At 67.9% G+C, this 16,146-nt stretch carries 16 protein-coding genes; 9 read left to right on the forward strand and 7 right to left on the reverse strand.

All coding sequences use genetic code 11. From position 1 onward, the window contains the following. Both HC022_RS08055 and HC022_RS08060 read right to left on the reverse strand, forming a co-directional pair. Positions 1-168 (reverse strand): FGGY family carbohydrate kinase (locus tag HC022_RS08055; RefSeq protein WP_254884997.1); only part of this gene is annotated, 168 nt, incomplete at its 3' end. A gap of 9 nt (positions 169-177) precedes the next feature. Then, on the reverse strand, positions 178-975 hold the full coding sequence (locus tag HC022_RS08060) for a BtpA/SgcQ family protein (protein WP_089955315.1): 798 nt from the start codon (positions 973-975) through the stop codon (positions 178-180). A 253-nt stretch (positions 976-1,228) separates the two neighbouring features. Here HC022_RS08060 and HC022_RS08065 point away from each other — a divergent pair, with 253 nt between their 5' ends. The 6 genes from HC022_RS08065 to HC022_RS08090 all read left to right on the forward strand — a co-directional run bounded on the left by HC022_RS08065 (position 1,229) and on the right by HC022_RS08090 (position 7,735). After that, entirely contained in the window at positions 1,229-2,044 is an 816-nt protein-coding gene (locus tag HC022_RS08065) for a carbohydrate ABC transporter permease (RefSeq protein ID WP_008884888.1), read from the forward strand. A 67-nt stretch (positions 2,045-2,111) separates the two neighbouring features. Beyond that, positions 2,112-3,389, forward strand: a complete 1,278-nt coding sequence (locus tag HC022_RS08070; protein ID WP_167452075.1) for a sugar ABC transporter substrate-binding protein — start codon at positions 2,112-2,114, stop codon at positions 3,387-3,389. A gap of 9 nt (positions 3,390-3,398) precedes the next feature. Next, positions 3,399-4,286, forward strand: a complete 888-nt coding sequence (locus tag HC022_RS08075; RefSeq protein ID WP_167452076.1) for a carbohydrate ABC transporter permease — start codon at positions 3,399-3,401, stop codon at positions 4,284-4,286. 6 nt (positions 4,287-4,292) lie between these two features. After that, a complete protein-coding gene (locus HC022_RS08080) occupies positions 4,293-5,405 on the forward strand; it encodes an ABC transporter ATP-binding protein (RefSeq protein WP_167452077.1) in 1,113 nt (370 codons plus the stop codon). A gap of 3 nt (positions 5,406-5,408) precedes the next feature. After that, positions 5,409-6,392 carry a phosphotransferase enzyme family protein gene (locus HC022_RS08085; protein ID WP_167452078.1) on the forward strand — a complete coding sequence of 328 codons (984 nt, stop codon included), beginning with the start codon at positions 5,409-5,411 and terminating at the stop codon, positions 6,390-6,392. A 5-nt stretch (positions 6,393-6,397) separates the two neighbouring features. After that, entirely contained in the window at positions 6,398-7,735 is a 1,338-nt protein-coding gene (locus tag HC022_RS08090; protein WP_167452079.1) for an aspartate aminotransferase family protein, read from the forward strand. Positions 7,736-7,742: 7 nt separating this feature from the next. Here the strand turns inward: HC022_RS08090 and HC022_RS08095 are convergent, their stop codons facing one another. From HC022_RS08095 to HC022_RS08105, 3 genes are read right to left on the reverse strand one after another with little or no spacing between them, the layout of a single operon-like run. After that, entirely contained in the window at positions 7,743-9,011 is a 1,269-nt protein-coding gene (locus HC022_RS08095; protein ID WP_167452080.1) for an FAD-binding oxidoreductase, read from the reverse strand. Beyond that, the gene (locus tag HC022_RS08100) at positions 9,008-9,751 is read right to left on the reverse strand and encodes an N-formylglutamate amidohydrolase (protein ID WP_167452081.1); all 744 of its coding nucleotides are present in this window, start codon (positions 9,749-9,751) and stop codon (positions 9,008-9,010) included. The genes HC022_RS08095 and HC022_RS08100 overlap by 4 nt, the downstream gene beginning before the upstream one ends. Beyond that, entirely contained in the window at positions 9,744-10,616 is an 873-nt protein-coding gene (locus tag HC022_RS08105) for a MurR/RpiR family transcriptional regulator (protein WP_167452082.1), read from the reverse strand. Before HC022_RS08105 ends, HC022_RS08100 begins: the two co-directional genes overlap by 8 nt. A 142-nt stretch (positions 10,617-10,758) precedes the next feature. Between HC022_RS08105 and HC022_RS08110 the strand changes: the two genes are divergently transcribed. Then, positions 10,759-12,456 carry a peptide ABC transporter substrate-binding protein gene (locus HC022_RS08110; RefSeq protein WP_167452083.1) on the forward strand — a complete coding sequence of 566 codons (1,698 nt, stop codon included), beginning with the start codon at positions 10,759-10,761 and terminating at the stop codon, positions 12,454-12,456. Between the two features lie 114 nt (positions 12,457-12,570). Here HC022_RS08110 and HC022_RS08115 read toward each other — a convergent pair whose 3' ends face one another. Then, positions 12,571-12,915: a RidA family protein gene (locus HC022_RS08115; RefSeq protein ID WP_008886076.1), complete on the reverse strand. Its 345-nt coding sequence runs from the start codon at positions 12,913-12,915 to the stop codon at positions 12,571-12,573. Between the two features lie 149 nt (positions 12,916-13,064). Then, positions 13,065-14,018, reverse strand: coding sequence for a LysR substrate-binding domain-containing protein (locus HC022_RS08120; protein ID WP_368484633.1), 954 nt, complete (start codon positions 14,016-14,018; stop codon positions 13,065-13,067). A gap of 110 nt (positions 14,019-14,128) precedes the next feature. Here HC022_RS08120 and HC022_RS08125 point away from each other — a divergent pair, with 110 nt between their 5' ends. Together HC022_RS08125 and HC022_RS08130 are read left to right on the forward strand one after the other, a co-directional pair. Beyond that, positions 14,129-15,160 carry an ABC transporter substrate-binding protein gene (locus tag HC022_RS08125; protein WP_089955284.1) on the forward strand — a complete coding sequence of 344 codons (1,032 nt, stop codon included), beginning with the start codon at positions 14,129-14,131 and terminating at the stop codon, positions 15,158-15,160. Between the two features lie 71 nt (positions 15,161-15,231). Further along, positions 15,232-16,146 (forward strand): ABC transporter ATP-binding protein (locus HC022_RS08130; RefSeq protein WP_167452085.1); only part of this gene is annotated, 915 nt, incomplete at its 3' end.

The raw sequence follows: 16,146 nt of genomic DNA on the forward strand, positions 1-16,146 counted from the left end.
GGCGTTGGTCCACCACTCTTCGGGGTCTTCCTCGGCCCAGCCGTAATGCGGTGACGAGAGCGTCACGGGCCGGCTTGCGGTGGCGGTGACCCGTGCCGGCACGGCCACAAGCGCGGCGATGGTGCTGGTGGTGCCGATGTCCAGCCCGATGACGTAATCGTCTTGCATTATGGCCCCTTACAGGCTGTCGACCACGTCCATGAAACGCTTGACCCGGTCCGCGTCAACCTTGTTCCAGGTGTTGCCGTCGACCTTGAAATGAGTGCCGATGACGCAGCCGTCGGCGATCGACATGATCTCCTGCACGTTGTCGATGCGCACGCCGGTGTTGGCCAGCAGCGGGGTGTCGGGCACCGCCTCGCGGACCTTGCACAGGTCCGAGGTCTCGGCCGACTGGCCGGTGAGCGGCCCGGAGACGAGGATGGCGTCCGCCAGCGACGAGAACACCGCGCTCTTGGCGCGCAGCTCGATGGGGCGGCTGTCGAGGGACGAGGCGAACTCGGCGTTGATGTTGAACAGCAGCTTGAGGTCGGTGCAGCCGAGGTTTCGGCGCAGGCGCAGCGCCTCGCCGGCGTTGGGTTCCCACATGCCCATGTCCGAGGCGAAGAGCCCGGTGAAGATCTCTCGCGCGAAGCTCGCACCTGTGGCATTGGCGAGCGCCACCGAGCCCACCGGATCCCACAGGTAGTTCACGCCGAAGGGCACCTTCAGCATCGGCTTCACCGCCATCACCACCGCGGTCATCGCCGCCAGCGACTGCGGGCAGGCCTTGAGCTGGTAGGGGCGGTCGTTCTCGTTGCCGAACATGATGCAATGCACGCCGCCGGCCTGCAGCTTCTCGATGTCCGAGGCGACCTCGTCGATGAGCTTGGCCATGCCGCCGTCGGCGTCGTAGAGCGGCGAGCCGGGCAGGGCGCCGATATGGGCCATGGCGATCACGCCCTTCCGGTTCGACCCGAAGAATTCAAGTGTCATTGCTACTCGCCTTTCCCTGTGGCCGGGGCGGTCATGGCGCCGGCGGTCTGATCTCTGTCGCGTGGTGCGGGCGGGCAAAGCATTTGCCCGCAAAAGCGGCGTCCTGAAACGGTTCTCACAAAAACAAACAAAAACGCAAGTTAATTCGATCATTTTTGTTGCATGGTGGGCGGCGTCGTGGAAACGTCGATGAAAATTCGGGACGATGCACAATGACGCACAGGGATACCCGCGATCCGGGACGGTCGCTCGCATGAAGGTCGCGCGGCTCGATGGACTGGTGCGGCACCTGATCCTGGCGGGGTTCTCCGCCAGCATCGCGCTGCCGCTGCTCTGGGTGCTGCGGGTCAGCCTTACCGACAAGCTCACCGCCTACAGGCTGCCGCCCGAAATCGGCCAGATCGGCCTGCACAATTTCGTCGAGGTGCTGACCCAGTACGATTTCACCCGCTGGTTCGGCAATTCGGTCTTCGTGGCGGTGCTGGCCACCGCGATCTCGCTCCCCGCCGCGGCGATGATGGCCTATGCCACCGCCCGTTACCGCACCGGGGGCTGGCCGCTGATGATGATGGTGCTCTCGAGCCAGATGATCCCGCCCATCGTGCTGGTGCTGCCGATGTTCCTCGTCTTCACCACGCTGATGCCGGTGCCGGGGATCATCGCCATCACCATCGCCCACGTCGCCATCAACCTGCCGTTCATGGCGTGGATCATGATTTCCTTCTTCGACGAGGACACCCGCTCGCTGGAAGAGGCCGCGCGCTGCGACGGCGCCACGCGCTGGCAGGCCTTCACCAGGGTCACCATCCCCGTGGCCATGCCCGGCATCATCGCCGCGGGGCTGCTGGGCTTCATCCTGAGCTGGAACGAGTTCCTCTACGCGCTGATCCTCGGCAACCATTCCAGCCAGACGCTGGCGGTGGGGCTGGCCTCGCTCGAGACCCACGCGGGCGTCAACATCGCCCCCCTCGCGGCGGCCACGCTGCTGGCGCTGGCGCCGGTGCTCATCCTGCTGCCGTTCCTGCAGAAATACCTCATCAAGGGGCTGTCTCTCGGCGCCCTGAAGTGACCCAGACACGACCCCAAACCGACCCGGCGCAAAGATCGGGATCCCCGTCCAACAAGGAGACACCAGTATGAAGAAATACATGCTCTCATCGCTCAGCGCGCTGGCGCTGACCGCCGTGGCGGCCCATGCCGAGACGGTCAACATCCTGATGGAGGCGGTGCCGGACACCACCTACATCCAGCAGCTCCTGCCCGAGTTCGAGGAGGCCACCGGCATCGACGTGAACCTCGAGGTGGTCAACTACGCCGAGATGCACACCAAGCTGGTGCCGCAGCTGGTGTCGAACTCGGGCAGCTACTCGGCCATCGTCGTCGACTTTTACTGGGTGGGCGAGTTCTTCAAGGCGGGCTGGATGCAGCCGCTGGACGACCGCATCGCCGCCGACGGTTTCGACACCTCGGTCTACGTGCCCGCGATGATGGACCTCGTGGGGCAGGTCGAGGGCACCACCTACATGCTGCCCTTCTACAACTACGCCATGGGGCTGCTCTACCGCACCGACCTGCTCGAGGACGAGGCCAACAAGAGCGCCTACATGGACGCGTTCGGCACCGAGCTGAAGAAGCCCGAGACCTGGGACGAGTACCTGCAGCAGGTGAAGTTCTTCACCAAGGACGGCTCCTACGGCGTGGTGAACCAGGGCCTGCGCCCCGATCCCATCGCGATGGAATGGTCGAACTACCTCTTCGCCAAGGGCGGCGAGTTCATCGACGACGGCTGGCACGCCACCTTCAACTCGCCCGAGGGCGTGGCGGCGCTCGAGGATTACATCACCAACCTCAACGACTACGGTCCGGTGGGCGCGGCCAGCTTCTCGTTCGACGAGGCGTTCAACGTCTTCAGCCAGGGCCAGGCCTACAGCTACATCACCTACAACTTCTTCCGGGCTGCCGTGGACGATGCCTCGGGCTCGGCCATCGTCGGCAAGGGCGAGATCATGGGCGTCCCCGGCCAGACGCCGGAAGAGGGCGGCTCGCTCAACGGCGCGTGGGGCTGGGCGATCCCGAAATCCTCACCCAACCCCGACGCGGCCTGGGAATTCCTGAAGTGGGTCGAAAGCCCCGAGATCGCCAAGAAACGCGCGCTGCTCGGCGGCTCGGCCACCCGGCTCGACGTGTTCGACGACGCCGAGGTGATCGCCAAGTACCCGCAGACCACCGCGCTCAAGGAGCTGCTGCTGGGCTCGCACAACTTCCCCACCTTCACCTACACCCCGCAGTTCGTCGAGGTGCTGGGCCGCGAGCTGTCGCTGGCGGTCTCGGGCGAGAAATCGGCGCAGGAGGCGCTCGACGCCGCCGCCGCCGAGTTCGACGAACTCGCCATCAAAGACGGCCGTCAGGAGTAACCCCGCCTCATGGCGCATGTGACGACCATGGAAAGAGAGAACCGGCGCTTCGGCTGGCTGCTGACGGCGCCGGGTCTCGTCCTTCTTGCGGCGGTGGTCCTGTTCCCGATCATCTGGGCCGGGATCACCTCCTTCTTCAACTACTCGCTGATCTTCCCGGGCTACGACGATTTCGCCGGCCTCGGGAATTACGCCAAGGCCGCCGATGACGGCGAGTTCCTGCATTCCGCCTGGATCACGCTGCTCTTCGTGGTGGCGGTGGTGGGCATCCAGTTCGTCGCGGGCTTCGTCGTGGCGCTGATGCTGAACGACGCGAGGCGGGGCAAGACGGTCTACTACCTCATCCTGCTCTGCCCGCTGCTCATCAACCCGGTGGTTGTGGGGCTCATGTGGCGGATGATCCTGCACCCGACGCTCGGCATCGTGAACTGGCTTCTGGGCACCGTGGGGATCGAGCCGGTCAACTGGCTGGGCGCCCCCGACATGGCGTTCTGGACCGTGGTGCTGGTCGACATCTGGCATCAGGTCTCGTTCATGGTGGTGCTGCTGCTCGCCGGTCTCAGCGCGCTTCCCGCCGAGCCCTACGAGGCGGCGCGGGTCGACGGGGCCACCCCCTTCCAGCGCTTCTGGCACATCACCCTGCCGATGATGAAGCCGGTGATCGTGGTGACGTTGCTCATCCGCATGATCTTCGCCATCAAGACCTATGACATCATCTACATCATGACCCGCGGCGGCCCCGGGGTCGCCACCGATCTCATCAGCTACTTCATCTACCGGCGCGCCTTCGTGAGCCTCGATCTGGGCGAAGCCTGCGCCATGGCGGCCATGCTTCTCATCGTGATCGCGGGGCTGACGGCGGTGCTGTGGCGCTCGATGCGCCAGGTTCAGGACTAAGACGCAATGGCATCCATCCAACTCAACTCCGTCTCGCGCATCTACGGGCAGGGCGCCTCCGCCGTGCACGCGGTCAAGGGCATCGACCTGCAGATCGAGGACGGCGAGTTCATGATCTTCCTCGGCCCCTCGGGCTGCGGCAAGTCCACCACGCTGCGCATGATCGCGGGGCTCGAGCCGGTGTCGCAGGGCGACCTGCTGATCGACGGGCAGCGCGTCAACGACGTGGACCCGGCCGAGCGCGACCTCGCCATCGTGTTCCAGAACTACGCGCTCTATCCGCACATGTCGGTGCGCCAGAACATGGCCTTCGGGCTCAAGCTGCGCGGCACGCCGGGCCCCGAGATCGAGAGCCGCATCGCGGGCGTGGCCGAGACGCTGGGCATCCGCCCGCTGCTCGACCGCAAGCCCTCGCAGCTCTCGGGCGGGCAGCGTCAGCGGGTGGCGCTGGGCCGGGCGCTGGTGCGCGAGCCGCGCGCCTTCCTGCTCGACGAGCCGCTGTCGAACCTCGACGCCAAGCTGCGCTCGGTGATGCGCACCGAGCTCATCAAGCTGCACCGCAAGCTCGGGACCACGATGATCCACGTCACCCATGACCAGGTCGAGGCGATGACCATGGGCACCCGCATCTGCATCATGCGCGGCGGCGAGATCGTGCAGGTGGGCAAGCCGCAGGACGTCTACCGCGATCCGGCGGACACCTTCGTGGCGGGCTTCCTCGCCACCCCGCCGATGAACCTGATCCCGGCGCGGATCGAGGCGGCGGGCGAGGGGCTCGCGGTCATCGCGCCCGGGCTCTCGGTGCCGGTGCCCGAGGCCTACTGCGCGGCCTATGCGCCCTATACCGGGCGCGAGGTGATCCTTGGTATCCGCCCCGAGGATCTCTTCGAGACACCCGAGGGGGCCGCCCCCGCCGCCATCGACTGCAACATCGAGACCGTCGAGGCGCTTGGCCCCGAGACCATCCTCAACGTCAAGCTGGGGCAGGGCGGGTCCGAGCTGGCCGCCCGCCTTCCCGCCGAGGGCGACTGGGAGGTGGCGCGGCAGATCCGGCTCTTTGCGGACAGTCTGCGGATGCACCTCTTCGATCCCGAAACCACCCGCAAGATCGCGCGCTGAACGATGCTCTACGACGATGCCTTCCTTGTGGTACTGGAACGCGGGCTGCGCGAGGCGCTGCCGCTCTGGGGGCTCGCGCCCGACACGCCGTGCCGGCTGCTGACCGTCTCCGAGAACGCCACCTTCCTCGTGGAGCCGCCCGGGCGCCGCGTCGTCATGCGCGTGCAGCGGCCGGGCTACAATTCCGAAGCCGAGATCCGTTCGGAGCTGGCGTGGCTCGCCGCCCTGCGCGAAGGCGACGTGGTACCCACCCCCGCGCCGATCCCTCTGGCCGATGGCGCGCCGCTCGCGCGCTTCGACGCCGGGGGCACGCAGATGCTGATCGCCTGCTTCGAGTTCATGCCCGGCCTGCCGCCGGACGAGACCGGCGACCTCGTGGCGTGGTTCGCGACGCTGGGCGAGATGACCGCGCGGCTGCACGACCATGCCCGGCGCTGGAGCCCGCCCGCGGGCTTCGTGCGGCGGGTCTGGGACTGGCAGAGCTGCATCGGCCCGGACGCCGACTGGGGCGACTGGCGCTGTGGCATCGGCCTCGAGCCCGAGGGGCGGGCGGTGCTGGAACGCGCCGTCGCGCACCTGCGCGAGCTCACACATGCCTATGGCCGCGACGCCGCGCGCTGGGGGCTCATCCATGCCGACATGAAACCCGCCAACCTGCTGGCCGAGGGCACAAGGCTGGGCGTCATCGACTTCGACGACTGCGGCATGGGCTGGTTCATGTTCGATTTCGCCGCCTCCGTCAGCGGGCTGGAATGCGACCCGCGGCTCGGCGCGCTTCAGGCGAGCTGGCTCGAGGGATACCGCCGCGCAGCGCCCGTCGCGCCCGAGGACGAGGCGATCCTGCCCGCGCTGGTGCTGCTGCGGCGTATCCAGCTTACCGCCTGGGCTGCCGGCCACTCGGAAACGCCTCTCGGCCAGAGCGCCGGGGCCGGGTTCACCGTGGGCACGGTGGAACTGGCGGAACGCTACCTTTCGGAACACGGATAGGACAGATGTCAGAGATCAGCGAAGTCATAGACCTGAACCGCTTCGACGAGACGGCCGTGGTCGAGGATCCCGGCCTCGCCGCGGCGCTGGCCCGCCGCCGCGCCAGCTTCGGCGCCGCCTCGGTGCTGTTCTACGACCGGCCCATCCACATGGCGCGGGCAAGCGGTGCGTGGATGTACGACGTCGACGGGCGGGGGTACCTCGACCTTTACAACAACGTGCCCTGCATCGGCCATTCGCACCCCGCCGTGGCCGAGGCCATCGCGCGGCAGGTGGGCATCCTCAACACCAACACACGCTACCTCGTGGACATCGTGCACGACTACGCCGAGCGGCTGCTGGCCGAGTTTCCGGCGGGGCTCGACAACGTGGTGCTGACCTGCACCGGCTCCGAAAGCAACGACCTTGCCCTGCGCATGGCCGAGGCCTTCACCGGCCGGCGCGGCGTCATCGTGACCGAGCTCGCCTATCACGGCAACTCGAGCTCTACGACCGCGATCTCGCCCGGGTCTCGCGCCGACCGCTCGGTGCCCGCGCACGTGCGGACGGTGCCGCCGCCCGAGGCCTTCCGCAGCGGTGACGCCGATCCGGGCGCCAGCTTCGGTGCGGCAGTGCAGGCGGCGATCGACGATCTCGGGCGCGCGGGCTTCGGGATCTCGGCGCTGATCATCGACACGATCTTTTCGAGCGACGGCGTCTACGCGGCGCCCGAGGGGCTGCTCGTGCCGGCGGTCGAGGCGGTGCAGGCGGCCGGGGGGCTTTTCATCGCGGACGAGGTGCAGCCTGGCTTCGGGCGCACCGGACAGTCGATGTGGGGCTTCGGCGCCCACGGCGTGACGCCCGACATCGTCACGATGGGCAAGCCCATGGGCAACGGTTTTCCGATGTCGGGCGCGGTGACGCGGCCCGAGATCCTGACCGCCTTCTGCGCGCGGAATGCCGGCTATTTCAACACCTTCGGCGGCAATCCTCTGGCGGCTGCCGCAGGGCTCGCGGTGCTCGACACGCTCAAGGGCGAAGGGCTGCTCGCCAATGCCAGCGCCATGGGCGCGCATCTGCGCGAGGGCGTGCGCGGGCTTTGTGGCGAGGGCTCGGTGATCGGCGATGTGCGCGGCGCGGGGCTGTTCCTCGGGGTCGAGATCAGCCGTCCGGGCAGTCGCGAGCCCGATGGCGCCGCCGCCCGCGCCGTCATCAACGGGCTGCGCGAGCGCGGCGTCATGGTCGGCGCGACGGGGCCCTTCGGCAACGTGCTGAAGGTGCGCCCGCCGCTCTGCTTCAACCGCGACGATGCGGCGGTGTTCCTGACCGCGCTGGCCGAGGTCTGCGCACCGCTCGCGCGCTGAGCGGGGCTCAGCTCTCGAGCCGGTCGCGCACCTTGTTGATGGTGCCGCGGAAGCCCTGCACCGCAAGCCCGATAGCGCGCCCGGCAACAATGCGCGCGGGCGACTCGGCGGGCCAGAGCTTTGCGCCCTCGTCGGGATCCCGAAGCGTCTCGGCGAAGGCGCGCCCGAGCGCCGCCGAAGTCGGCACGCCGCGCCCGCAGTAGCCCACGAGCCCCCAGAGCCCGTCCTCGAGCTCGAAGATCGCCGGGCGCTGGCGGGCGGAGATTCCGACGGTGCCGGACCAGTGGTGCGTCCACTGCAGGCCCTCGAGCACCGGGTAGAGGTCCGTGAGCCGCTTGGTGAAGCCCTCGAAGGTGTGCTCGGTCAGGCGACCGCGCCGGGGTTCGACCAGCCCGCCGGTGATGATCCGGCCCTCGGTGTCGACGCGGAAGAACATCGGGTCGCGCCGGGTGTCCGAGAAGTTCACACCCGAGGGCAGCACAGCCGCGCGCTGCGCCTTTGTCAGCCGTTCGCTGGCGACCGCGTAGGAGGTGATCGGCACGATGCTCTTGCGCAGCCGTGCGGGAATGACCCGCGTGCCATAGGCGTTGGTGGTCAGCCCGACCTTGCGGCTGGTGATCTCGCCATGCGGGGTGCGCAGCAGCCAGTGGCCCTGCGCGCTCCGGGTGATGCCGATGAGCGGCGTTTGCGTGAAGATCCGGACGCCCGCCTCCTTCGCGGCCGAGGCGAGCCCGCGGACGTAGGCCAGCGGGTTCAGGTGGCCGCCGTCGCGGTGCACCCAGCCGCCGAGATAGCCGGGGATGCCGCTCAGCTCCTCGACCTCGGCGGGGTCGAGGAAGCGGTCGGCCTTGCCGTAGGTCGCGTACTTGGCGTGCGCGGCCTGGGCACGGGCAAGGCCCGCGGGGCTGTGCGCGGCGTTGAGCCAGCCCTTCTGCACGGGCGCGCAGTCGATGCCCAGCTCCTCGATCATGTCGAAGACCATGCGGCCGGAGTCGCGAAGCAGGGCAAAGCCCGCGGGCGGCAGCTCGGCGGGGTCGAGGTAGTTGAACACCGGAATGCACTGGCCATGGTTGCGGCCCGAGCCGCCGCGGCCGATCTCGCCCGCTTCCAGCAGCGCCACCGACAGTCCGCGCCGCGCCAGTTCCAGCGCGGCGATGGTGCCGCTGAAGCCCGCACCCACCAGCGTCACGTCGGCGGTGTAGAGCCCCTCGAGCGGCCGCGTCGGCGGGGGCGGGGGCGCGTCATGGGCGTAGGGTGTCTTGTTGATTTCGGTCATGCGCGTTCCCTTTCGCCGACACAGGTTTCGAGTGCCGCCGCCAGCCGCGCCGCCCAGCCGGCGGTGTCACGCGGTGTCTCGAGCAAATCGTTGCTGATTTCGATGCCGCAGGCCCGGAGCCCGCTGCCATGCGTATGGCGGTCCACGGTGTAGATACCGCCGCGCCCGGAGTAGGGCTGGTTGTCCCCCAGCCTCAATCCGGCATCGCGCCCGAGGGCCTCGAGCAGTGGCCTTGAGAGCGCAGGGTTCTCGTTCCAGATCGTGCCCGCGTCCCACGGCCGGCGGATGCCGTCGAAGACGCGGGTGCAGCTGTGCAGGGCAAGGAACACCGGGTCGGCATGGCGCGCCGTGATGCGGGCCCAGAGCACACCCACCGCCTCGTGGTAGGGCCAGAAGATCGCCTCCTGCCGCAGCGCGCGGGCCTCGTGCGTGAGCGTGCGGTTGCCGGGGATCGGCGTGCCCTCGACCTGCACCGCGATCGAGCGCGGATCCTCGAGCCAGCGATTGAGGTCCAGCACCAGCCGGCTCACTGTCCCAAGCACCACCGGCGCGTCGAGCCGGTCGGCCAGCGCGCGCGCCAGAGGCTCGACGCCGAGGTCGCAGAAATGGTGCGTCGCGTGCCAGTGCTCCTCGAGCCCCAGCGCGCCGAAGCGGTCAGGCGTCGCGATGCCGGCGTGGTCCACGACGATGAGCCCGGGGAAGCGGCCCTCGGGGTTCAGGATCACCGGGTATTCAGTCATGCGTGTCTCCGTCCGTGCGCTTGGCGCCCTCGCTGCGCAACGTCTCGATCCGCGCCAGCCGCGCCCGGGCCGCCTCGCGGTTGCGGTCGGCCACCGCGGCCACCAGCGCCTCGACCTGCGCCGTGGGCACCACCCGCGAGCCGAAGGGTGACAGTGTCTCGTCGGGCGCGGTCAGCACCGCCTCGGCCAGCTGCGCGATGGGCGAGCGCCACGGATCGGTCAGCAGCACGATGCGCGCCCCCGCCGCCCGCGCACCCTCGGCGAAAGAGAGCAGCTCTTCCTGGTAGCGGCGGTAGTCGAAGATCACCACGAGGTCGCGCGGGCCAAGATCCACCAGCGTGTCGTAGGCAAAGCCCAGCTGCATATCGAGCAGCGTCACGTCGGGGCGCAGCTGCGAGAGCTGCATCGCCAGCCGCTGCGCGAGGATGCGGCTGTAGCGCCCGCCAAGGGGCCGCACGTGCAGGCGGCTGTCCGACAGCAGCTCGGCGATGGCGTCGAACTCGGCCGGTACCGCCTGGTCGGCGGCACGGCGCAGGCTCTCGGCCTGCATCAGCAGCGCGCGGCGATAGAGATGGTGCTCGGCGCCGCCGTCCTTTGCGCGGTCGATCTGCTGCAGGGGCGAGCCGAGCTGGCGGTCGATCTCGGCCTTCACCGCGTCCTGGAAGTCTGCGAAGCGCGGGAACCCGAGCTTGGCGAGGTAGCGCAGCACGGTCGGCCCGCTCACCCCGGCGCGGGTCGCCAGCGATTCGACGGTTCCCAGCGCGCTGCCGGGAAAGTTCTCGGCAAAGGCCGCGGCAAGCTTGCGCTCGGCGGTGGACGCCGCCGAATTGCGCAGCCGCGCGGCAAGATCGTCGGAGGATTTCATTGGGGCAGGCGCGGGTTGAGGGCGATTGTGCGGTGTATGGTTTGTTACATATTGACTGAAGCGCGGATACTGCGCAACTTTTATTACATAAAGCCCGGCGTGCCTGAGGCCGCCGGGGACCGATCCCAACAGGAGACCCCCCATGAAACCCCATGCCCTGATGGCCGCCACCGCGTTGGCGCTGCTGCCGATGACGGCGAGCGCCGAGCGCGGCAGCGACGGCGCGCTGAAGATCCTCTACTGGCAGGCGGCCTCGACGATGAACCCGTATCTCTCGGGCATCGCCAAGGAGGTCGAGGCCGCCTCGCTCGTGCTCGAGCCGCTGGCGCGCTTCTCCGAGACCGGCGCCCTGGTGCCGATCCTCGTGGACGAGATCCCGACGGTCGAGAACGGCGGCGTGGCCGAGGACCTGATGAGCATCACCTGGACCCTGCGCGAGGGGCTGACCTGGGCCGACGGCACCGCCGTGACGCCGCAGGACGTGATCTTCACCTGGAAATACTGCACCGATGAACATAGCGGCTGCGCGGCGCTGTCGCAGTTCGACGGGGTCGCCGACGTGGTGGCCGTGGACGACCGCACCATCGAGGTGCGCTTCTCCGAGCCCAAGCCCTATCCCTACACCGCCTTCGTGAGCTCCGAGGCGCCGATCCTGCAGGAAGCGCAGTTCAAGGACTGCACCGGCGAGCTGGTGGCGACCTGCACCGAAGAGAACACCTATCCAGTCGGCACCGGCCCCTACATGGTGACGGAGTTCCGCGCCAACGACGTGATCACCTACGCGATGAACCCGAACTACCGCGAGGCCGACAAGCCGGCCTTCGCCTCGGTCACCATCAAGGGGGGCGGCGACCCGGCGTCGGCGGCGCGCGCGGTGCTGCAGACCGGCGAGGTCGACTACGCCTGGAACCTGCAGCTCTCGCCCGACATCCTCGCGCAGATGACCGACGGTCCGGGCGAGGTCATCGCCTCGGACGGCTCGGCCGTCGAGTTCATCTTCATGAACCAGACCGACCCGGATCCAGCGCTCGGCGAGGCGCGCGCCACCTTCGCGGGCGGCAAGCACCCGTTCCTCTCGGATCCGCGCGTCGGCAAGGCGCTGTCGCTGGCCATCGACCGTTCGATCGTCGCCGAGGCGCTCTACGGCGACGCGGGCGTGCCGGGCTGCGCCGTGGTCCCGGCGCCGGAGCTCTATGCCTCGGACGCCAACGCGGGCTGCGAGGTGCAGGATCTCGAGGCCGCGGCCTCGCTGCTCGATGAGGCCGGCTGGACCGACAGCGACGGCGACGGCATCCGCGACAAGGACGGCGAGAAGCTTTCGATCCTGTTCCAGACCTCGACCAACGGCGTGCGCCAGGACAGCCAGGCGCTGATCAAGCAGTGGTGGGGCGATATCGGCGTCGAGACCGAGCTGCGCAACATCGACGCCTCGGTGTTCTTCGGCGGCGACCCGGGCTCGCCCGACACCCGCCAAAAGTTCTACGCCGACGTGCAGATGTACACCGACAACTCCAAGGGGCAGGACCCCGAGGCCTTCCTCGGCAACTGGAGCTGCGCCAACGTGCCGTCGCCGGAAACGCAATGGCAGGGCAACAACATCCAGCGCTTCTGCTCGGAGGACTACGACGCCCTGATCGCAGAGTTCCGCACCGCCGCGACGCTCGACGAGCGCGGCCGCATCGCGCGCGAGATGAACGACATGCTGATCGACAGCTACTCCATCGTGCCGCTCATCCACCGCAACAACATCTCGGGCAAGGCACGCAGCCTCGAGGGCGTGCGGATGAACAGCTGGGACAGCCAGATCTGGAACATCGCCGACTGGTACCGCGCCGAGTGATCGGCGCCTTTCATCGGGACAAAAGGAAACGGGGCGTGGAAACACGCCCCGTTTTTTCTGCCAATGACAAAGCGGCAGGTCCGGCGGCGGGTCTTTGCGCCCGCCTGTCCGGGATTACTTCGCGGCGGTGACCACGATCTCGACGAGCACGTCCTTGCCCAGTTCGGCCACGCCGATGAAGGCGCGCACGGGCAGGTGCTCGGGGTCGAGCCAGGTGGTCCAGGCCTCGTTCAGGCCGTCCTTCTGCGAGAAGTCGGTGGCGTAGATCATGGCGGACAGCAGCTTGTCCTTCGAGGTGCCGGCCTCGGCCAGCAGCGCGTCGAGCTTGGCGCAGATCTCTTCGGTCTGGCCCTTCATGTCCTTGCTGCGATCGTCGGCAACGAGGCCGCCGATGTAGACGGTGCCGTTGTGCTCGACGATGCGGTGGTGGATCGCGGTGCGCGTGGTGCGGGTGATCATCCGGTTGTCTCCTTGCTGGACGAAATGGTCCTGTCGTCGCGGCCCGAAGCGGGGCGCGCTGGCGCGGAGCATTTGCCGCGATGCGGCAACGTGCAAATGAGAAATGATGTCAAGGTCATGACCCGAGGTTATGACCGGAGGCGCGCGCCTCAGAACACCGGCAGCGGCGGCAGCTCGAAGATGGCCTCGGGATCGGGGCGGTACTTGTCGTTGATCTCGTCCAGCGCCTCGCGCACGCGGCCCAGCAGCAGGCCCGCCAGCATCGAGAGCGGCTCGTAGGTGCGGGTATAGAGCCACATGGTCTTGTTCACGCTCGGCCAGATCGGGCGCAGCTCGATCTCGTCGGTGCGCCAGCCCAGCGTGGCGAGCACCGGCACCAGCGCCACACCCTGGCCCCTTGCCACGAAGGTGCAGGCGGTGTCTGCCATCTGGACGTGGATCGCGGCGTCGATCTCGACCCCCGCCCGGTCGAACGCCTCCTTGGTGACGACCGTCGACAGGTCGTCCCTCCCGAGCGAGATAAAGCGCTCGTGCACCAGTTCGCGCAGGTCGACGATGGGCTTCTCCGTCAGGCGGTGCCCGGGCGGCAGGGCGCACACCAGTACGTTGTCATGGAAGGGCTTGCACTCGATGCCGCTGTGCTTGGTCGGGACCAGGGAGATGCCGAAATCCGAAGATCCGTTGAGCATGGCCTCGTAGACCGACTGCGAGTTTCGGGTCTCGATCGCGAGCCGCACGTCAGGCCGTTCCGCGAGGAAATCAGACGCGATGATCGGCAGGAAGCGAAGGCTGAGGGCAGGGTAGGCGGTGACCGCCACCTCGCCGCGTTCGAGGTCGCGGATCGCCCGGGCGACGTTCTCGACCCGCGCCACCCCGGTCAGCAGCTTCTCGGTTTCGAGAAACAGCCGCTGCGCCTCGGCGGTCGGGTGCAGCCGGCCGGCCGCGCGTTCGAACAGCGCGAAGCCGCAACTGTCCTCGAAGGCTCGAATCAACTTGGTGACGGCCGGCTGGCTGACAAACAGCGTTTCCGCGGCGCGCGTCACGGACCCGCATTTCATTACGGCATTGAAGGCCTCGATCTGCCTCATATTCGTGCGCGCCATGAATGACCCATAACTTTATGGAATGAACGTTCGAATTATTCTCATTTGAAAGAATTGGCAATCGTCGGCCTTCATTTAAGCGTCACAAGCAACCAACAGGGATACGGCAAATGCTGAAAAAGACGATTGCGACGACGGCCCTCCTGAGCCTGGGCACCGCGCTTCCGGCGCTGGCGCAGGACAAGACGCTGACTGTCGGCGGCTATGGCGGCTCGTTCGAGACGCTGATGAAGGAACTCATCATCCCCGAGTTCGAGAAGACGCATGACGTCACCATCGCCTTCGTTCCCGGCAACTCGACCGAGAACCTCGCCCGTCTCCAGGCGCAGAAGAACGCGCAGGAGCTCGATGTGGTGATCCTCGACGACGGCCCGATGTACCAGGCCGACGCGCTTGGCTTCTGCGACGCCATGGTCGACAGCCCCGCCAAGGAGAACATCTACGATATCGCCAAGCTCGGCCCGAACTCCATCGGCATCGGCTTCGTCGCCACCGGTTTCACCTACAACACCGAGTGGTTCGAGCGCGAGGGCTGGGACGCCCCGTCGAGCTGGAAGGACCTGATGGATCCGAAGTTCGAGGGCATCCTCTCGATCCCGCCGATCTCGAACACCTATGGCCTGCACACTCTGGTCATGGAAGCGCGCCTCGCCGGCGGCGGCGAAGAGGACATCGACCCGGGCTTCGAGGTCATGGCCAACGACATCGCGCCGAACGTGCTGGTGTTCGAACCGTCCTCGGGCAAAATGTCCGAGCTTTTCCAGTCGGAAGAGATCGCCGTCTCGATCTGGGGCTCGGGCCGCACCAAGTCGCTGGCCGACACCGGCTTCCCGGCCGCCTTCGCCTATCCCGAAGAGGGCGCCGTCGCCCTGATGCTCGCCGCCTGCCCGGTGGTGGACAGCGACGTGCCGGAAGAGGCGCAGGCCTTCATCGACTTCCTGCTGGACCCGGAAATCCAGGTGCGTCTCGCCGACGCCATGGGGGCCGGCCCGGTCAACACCGAGGCCGAGCTGCCTGCAGAGCTCGCCGAAGTGCTGCCCTACGGTGACAAGATCGCCGACCTCGTCGCCGTCGACTGGGACGTGATCAACCCGGCCCGCCAGGAGTGGACCAGCCGCTGGGCCCGCGAAGTCGAACGGTAATTCCACCCACACACAGACACGGCGGGCGGGGGCAGCGCGATCCCCGTCCCCCCATCCATGCAGGAGCTAAGATGGCATTTCTGGTACTGGACGGCCTCACCAAGACCTATGGCGAGGTCAGGGCCGTCGACTCGCTAAGCTGCACGGTCGAGAAGGGCGAGTTCGTCTCGCTGCTGGGGCCCTCGGGTTGCGGCAAGACCACCACGCTGCAGATGATCGCCGGTTTCGAGACTCCGACCTCGGGTCGGATCGAACTCGCCGGGCGCAACCTCGCCTCCATTCCCGCCCGCCAGCGCGGCCTCGGGATCGTTTTCCAGACCTACGCGCTGTTCATGCACATGACCGTGCGCGAGAACGTCTCCTTCGGCCTCGAGATGCGCAAGGTGTCCGGCAAGGAGCTGAAGACCCGCGTCGACCGGGCGCTCGAGATGGTCCACCTCGGCGCGCTCGCCGACCGTTACCCCCGCGCCATGTCCGGCGGCCAGCGGCAGCGCGTGGCGCTTGCCCGGGCGCTGGTGATCGAGCCGGAACTGCTGCTGCTCGACGAACCGCTCTCGAACCTCGACGCCAAGCTGCGTGAAGAGATGCAGCTCGAGCTGCGCCGCATCCAGCGCGAGGCGGGCGTCACCACGGTGATGGTCACCCACGACCAGTCCGAGGCGCTGGCCATGTCCGACCGCGTCGTCGTGATGAACGGCGGGCGGCTGCAACAGGTCGACAGCCCCTTCGACGTCTACGAGACGCCGAAGTCGAGCTTCGTGTCGACCTTCCTCGGCAAGAGCAACAACTTCGCCGCCAGGCTCGAAAGCACGACCGACACCGGCTCGGTGCTGACCTCGGGCGGCATCACGCTGTCGGGCCCGCGTGCCTCGCTGCTCCCCGGCGCTGCCGAGATCGCCATCCGCCCCGAGCGGATCGAGCTGACGGGCCCCGAGCAGGGCATCGTCTCGGGCACCGTGCGCGAGCGGATCTGCCTTGGCGCACAG

This window comes from Salipiger sp. HF18 (assembly GCF_011806505.1).
Classification (GTDB): domain Bacteria; phylum Pseudomonadota; class Alphaproteobacteria; order Rhodobacterales; family Rhodobacteraceae; genus Salipiger; species Salipiger thiooxidans.

Coding starts and splice junctions, on each gene's coding strand:
- HC022_RS08060 (WP_089955315.1), bottom strand. CDS start 975: ATGACACTTGAATTCTTCGGGTCGAACCGGAAGGGCGTGATCGCCATG.
- HC022_RS08090 (WP_167452079.1), top strand. CDS start 6,398: ATGTCAGAGATCAGCGAAGTCATAGACCTGAACCGCTTCGACGAGACG.
- HC022_RS08115 (WP_008886076.1), bottom strand. CDS start 12,915: ATGATCACCCGCACCACGCGCACCGCGATCCACCACCGCATCGTCGAG.
- HC022_RS08125 (WP_089955284.1), top strand. CDS start 14,129: ATGCTGAAAAAGACGATTGCGACGACGGCCCTCCTGAGCCTGGGCACC.
- HC022_RS08100 (WP_167452081.1), bottom strand. CDS start 9,751: ATGACTGAATACCCGGTGATCCTGAACCCCGAGGGCCGCTTCCCCGGG.
- HC022_RS08120 (WP_368484633.1), bottom strand. CDS start 14,018: ATGGCGCGCACGAATATGAGGCAGATCGAGGCCTTCAATGCCGTAATG.
- HC022_RS08085 (WP_167452078.1), top strand. CDS start 5,409: ATGCTCTACGACGATGCCTTCCTTGTGGTACTGGAACGCGGGCTGCGC.
- HC022_RS08105 (WP_167452082.1), bottom strand. CDS start 10,616: ATGAAATCCTCCGACGATCTTGCCGCGCGGCTGCGCAATTCGGCGGCG.
- HC022_RS08080 (WP_167452077.1), top strand. CDS start 4,293: ATGGCATCCATCCAACTCAACTCCGTCTCGCGCATCTACGGGCAGGGC.
- HC022_RS08075 (WP_167452076.1), top strand. CDS start 3,399: ATGGCGCATGTGACGACCATGGAAAGAGAGAACCGGCGCTTCGGCTGG.
- HC022_RS08095 (WP_167452080.1), bottom strand. CDS start 9,011: ATGACCGAAATCAACAAGACACCCTACGCCCATGACGCGCCCCCGCCC.
- HC022_RS08070 (WP_167452075.1), top strand. CDS start 2,112: ATGAAGAAATACATGCTCTCATCGCTCAGCGCGCTGGCGCTGACCGCC.
- HC022_RS08110 (WP_167452083.1), top strand. CDS start 10,759: ATGAAACCCCATGCCCTGATGGCCGCCACCGCGTTGGCGCTGCTGCCG.
- HC022_RS08065 (WP_008884888.1), top strand. CDS start 1,229: ATGAAGGTCGCGCGGCTCGATGGACTGGTGCGGCACCTGATCCTGGCG.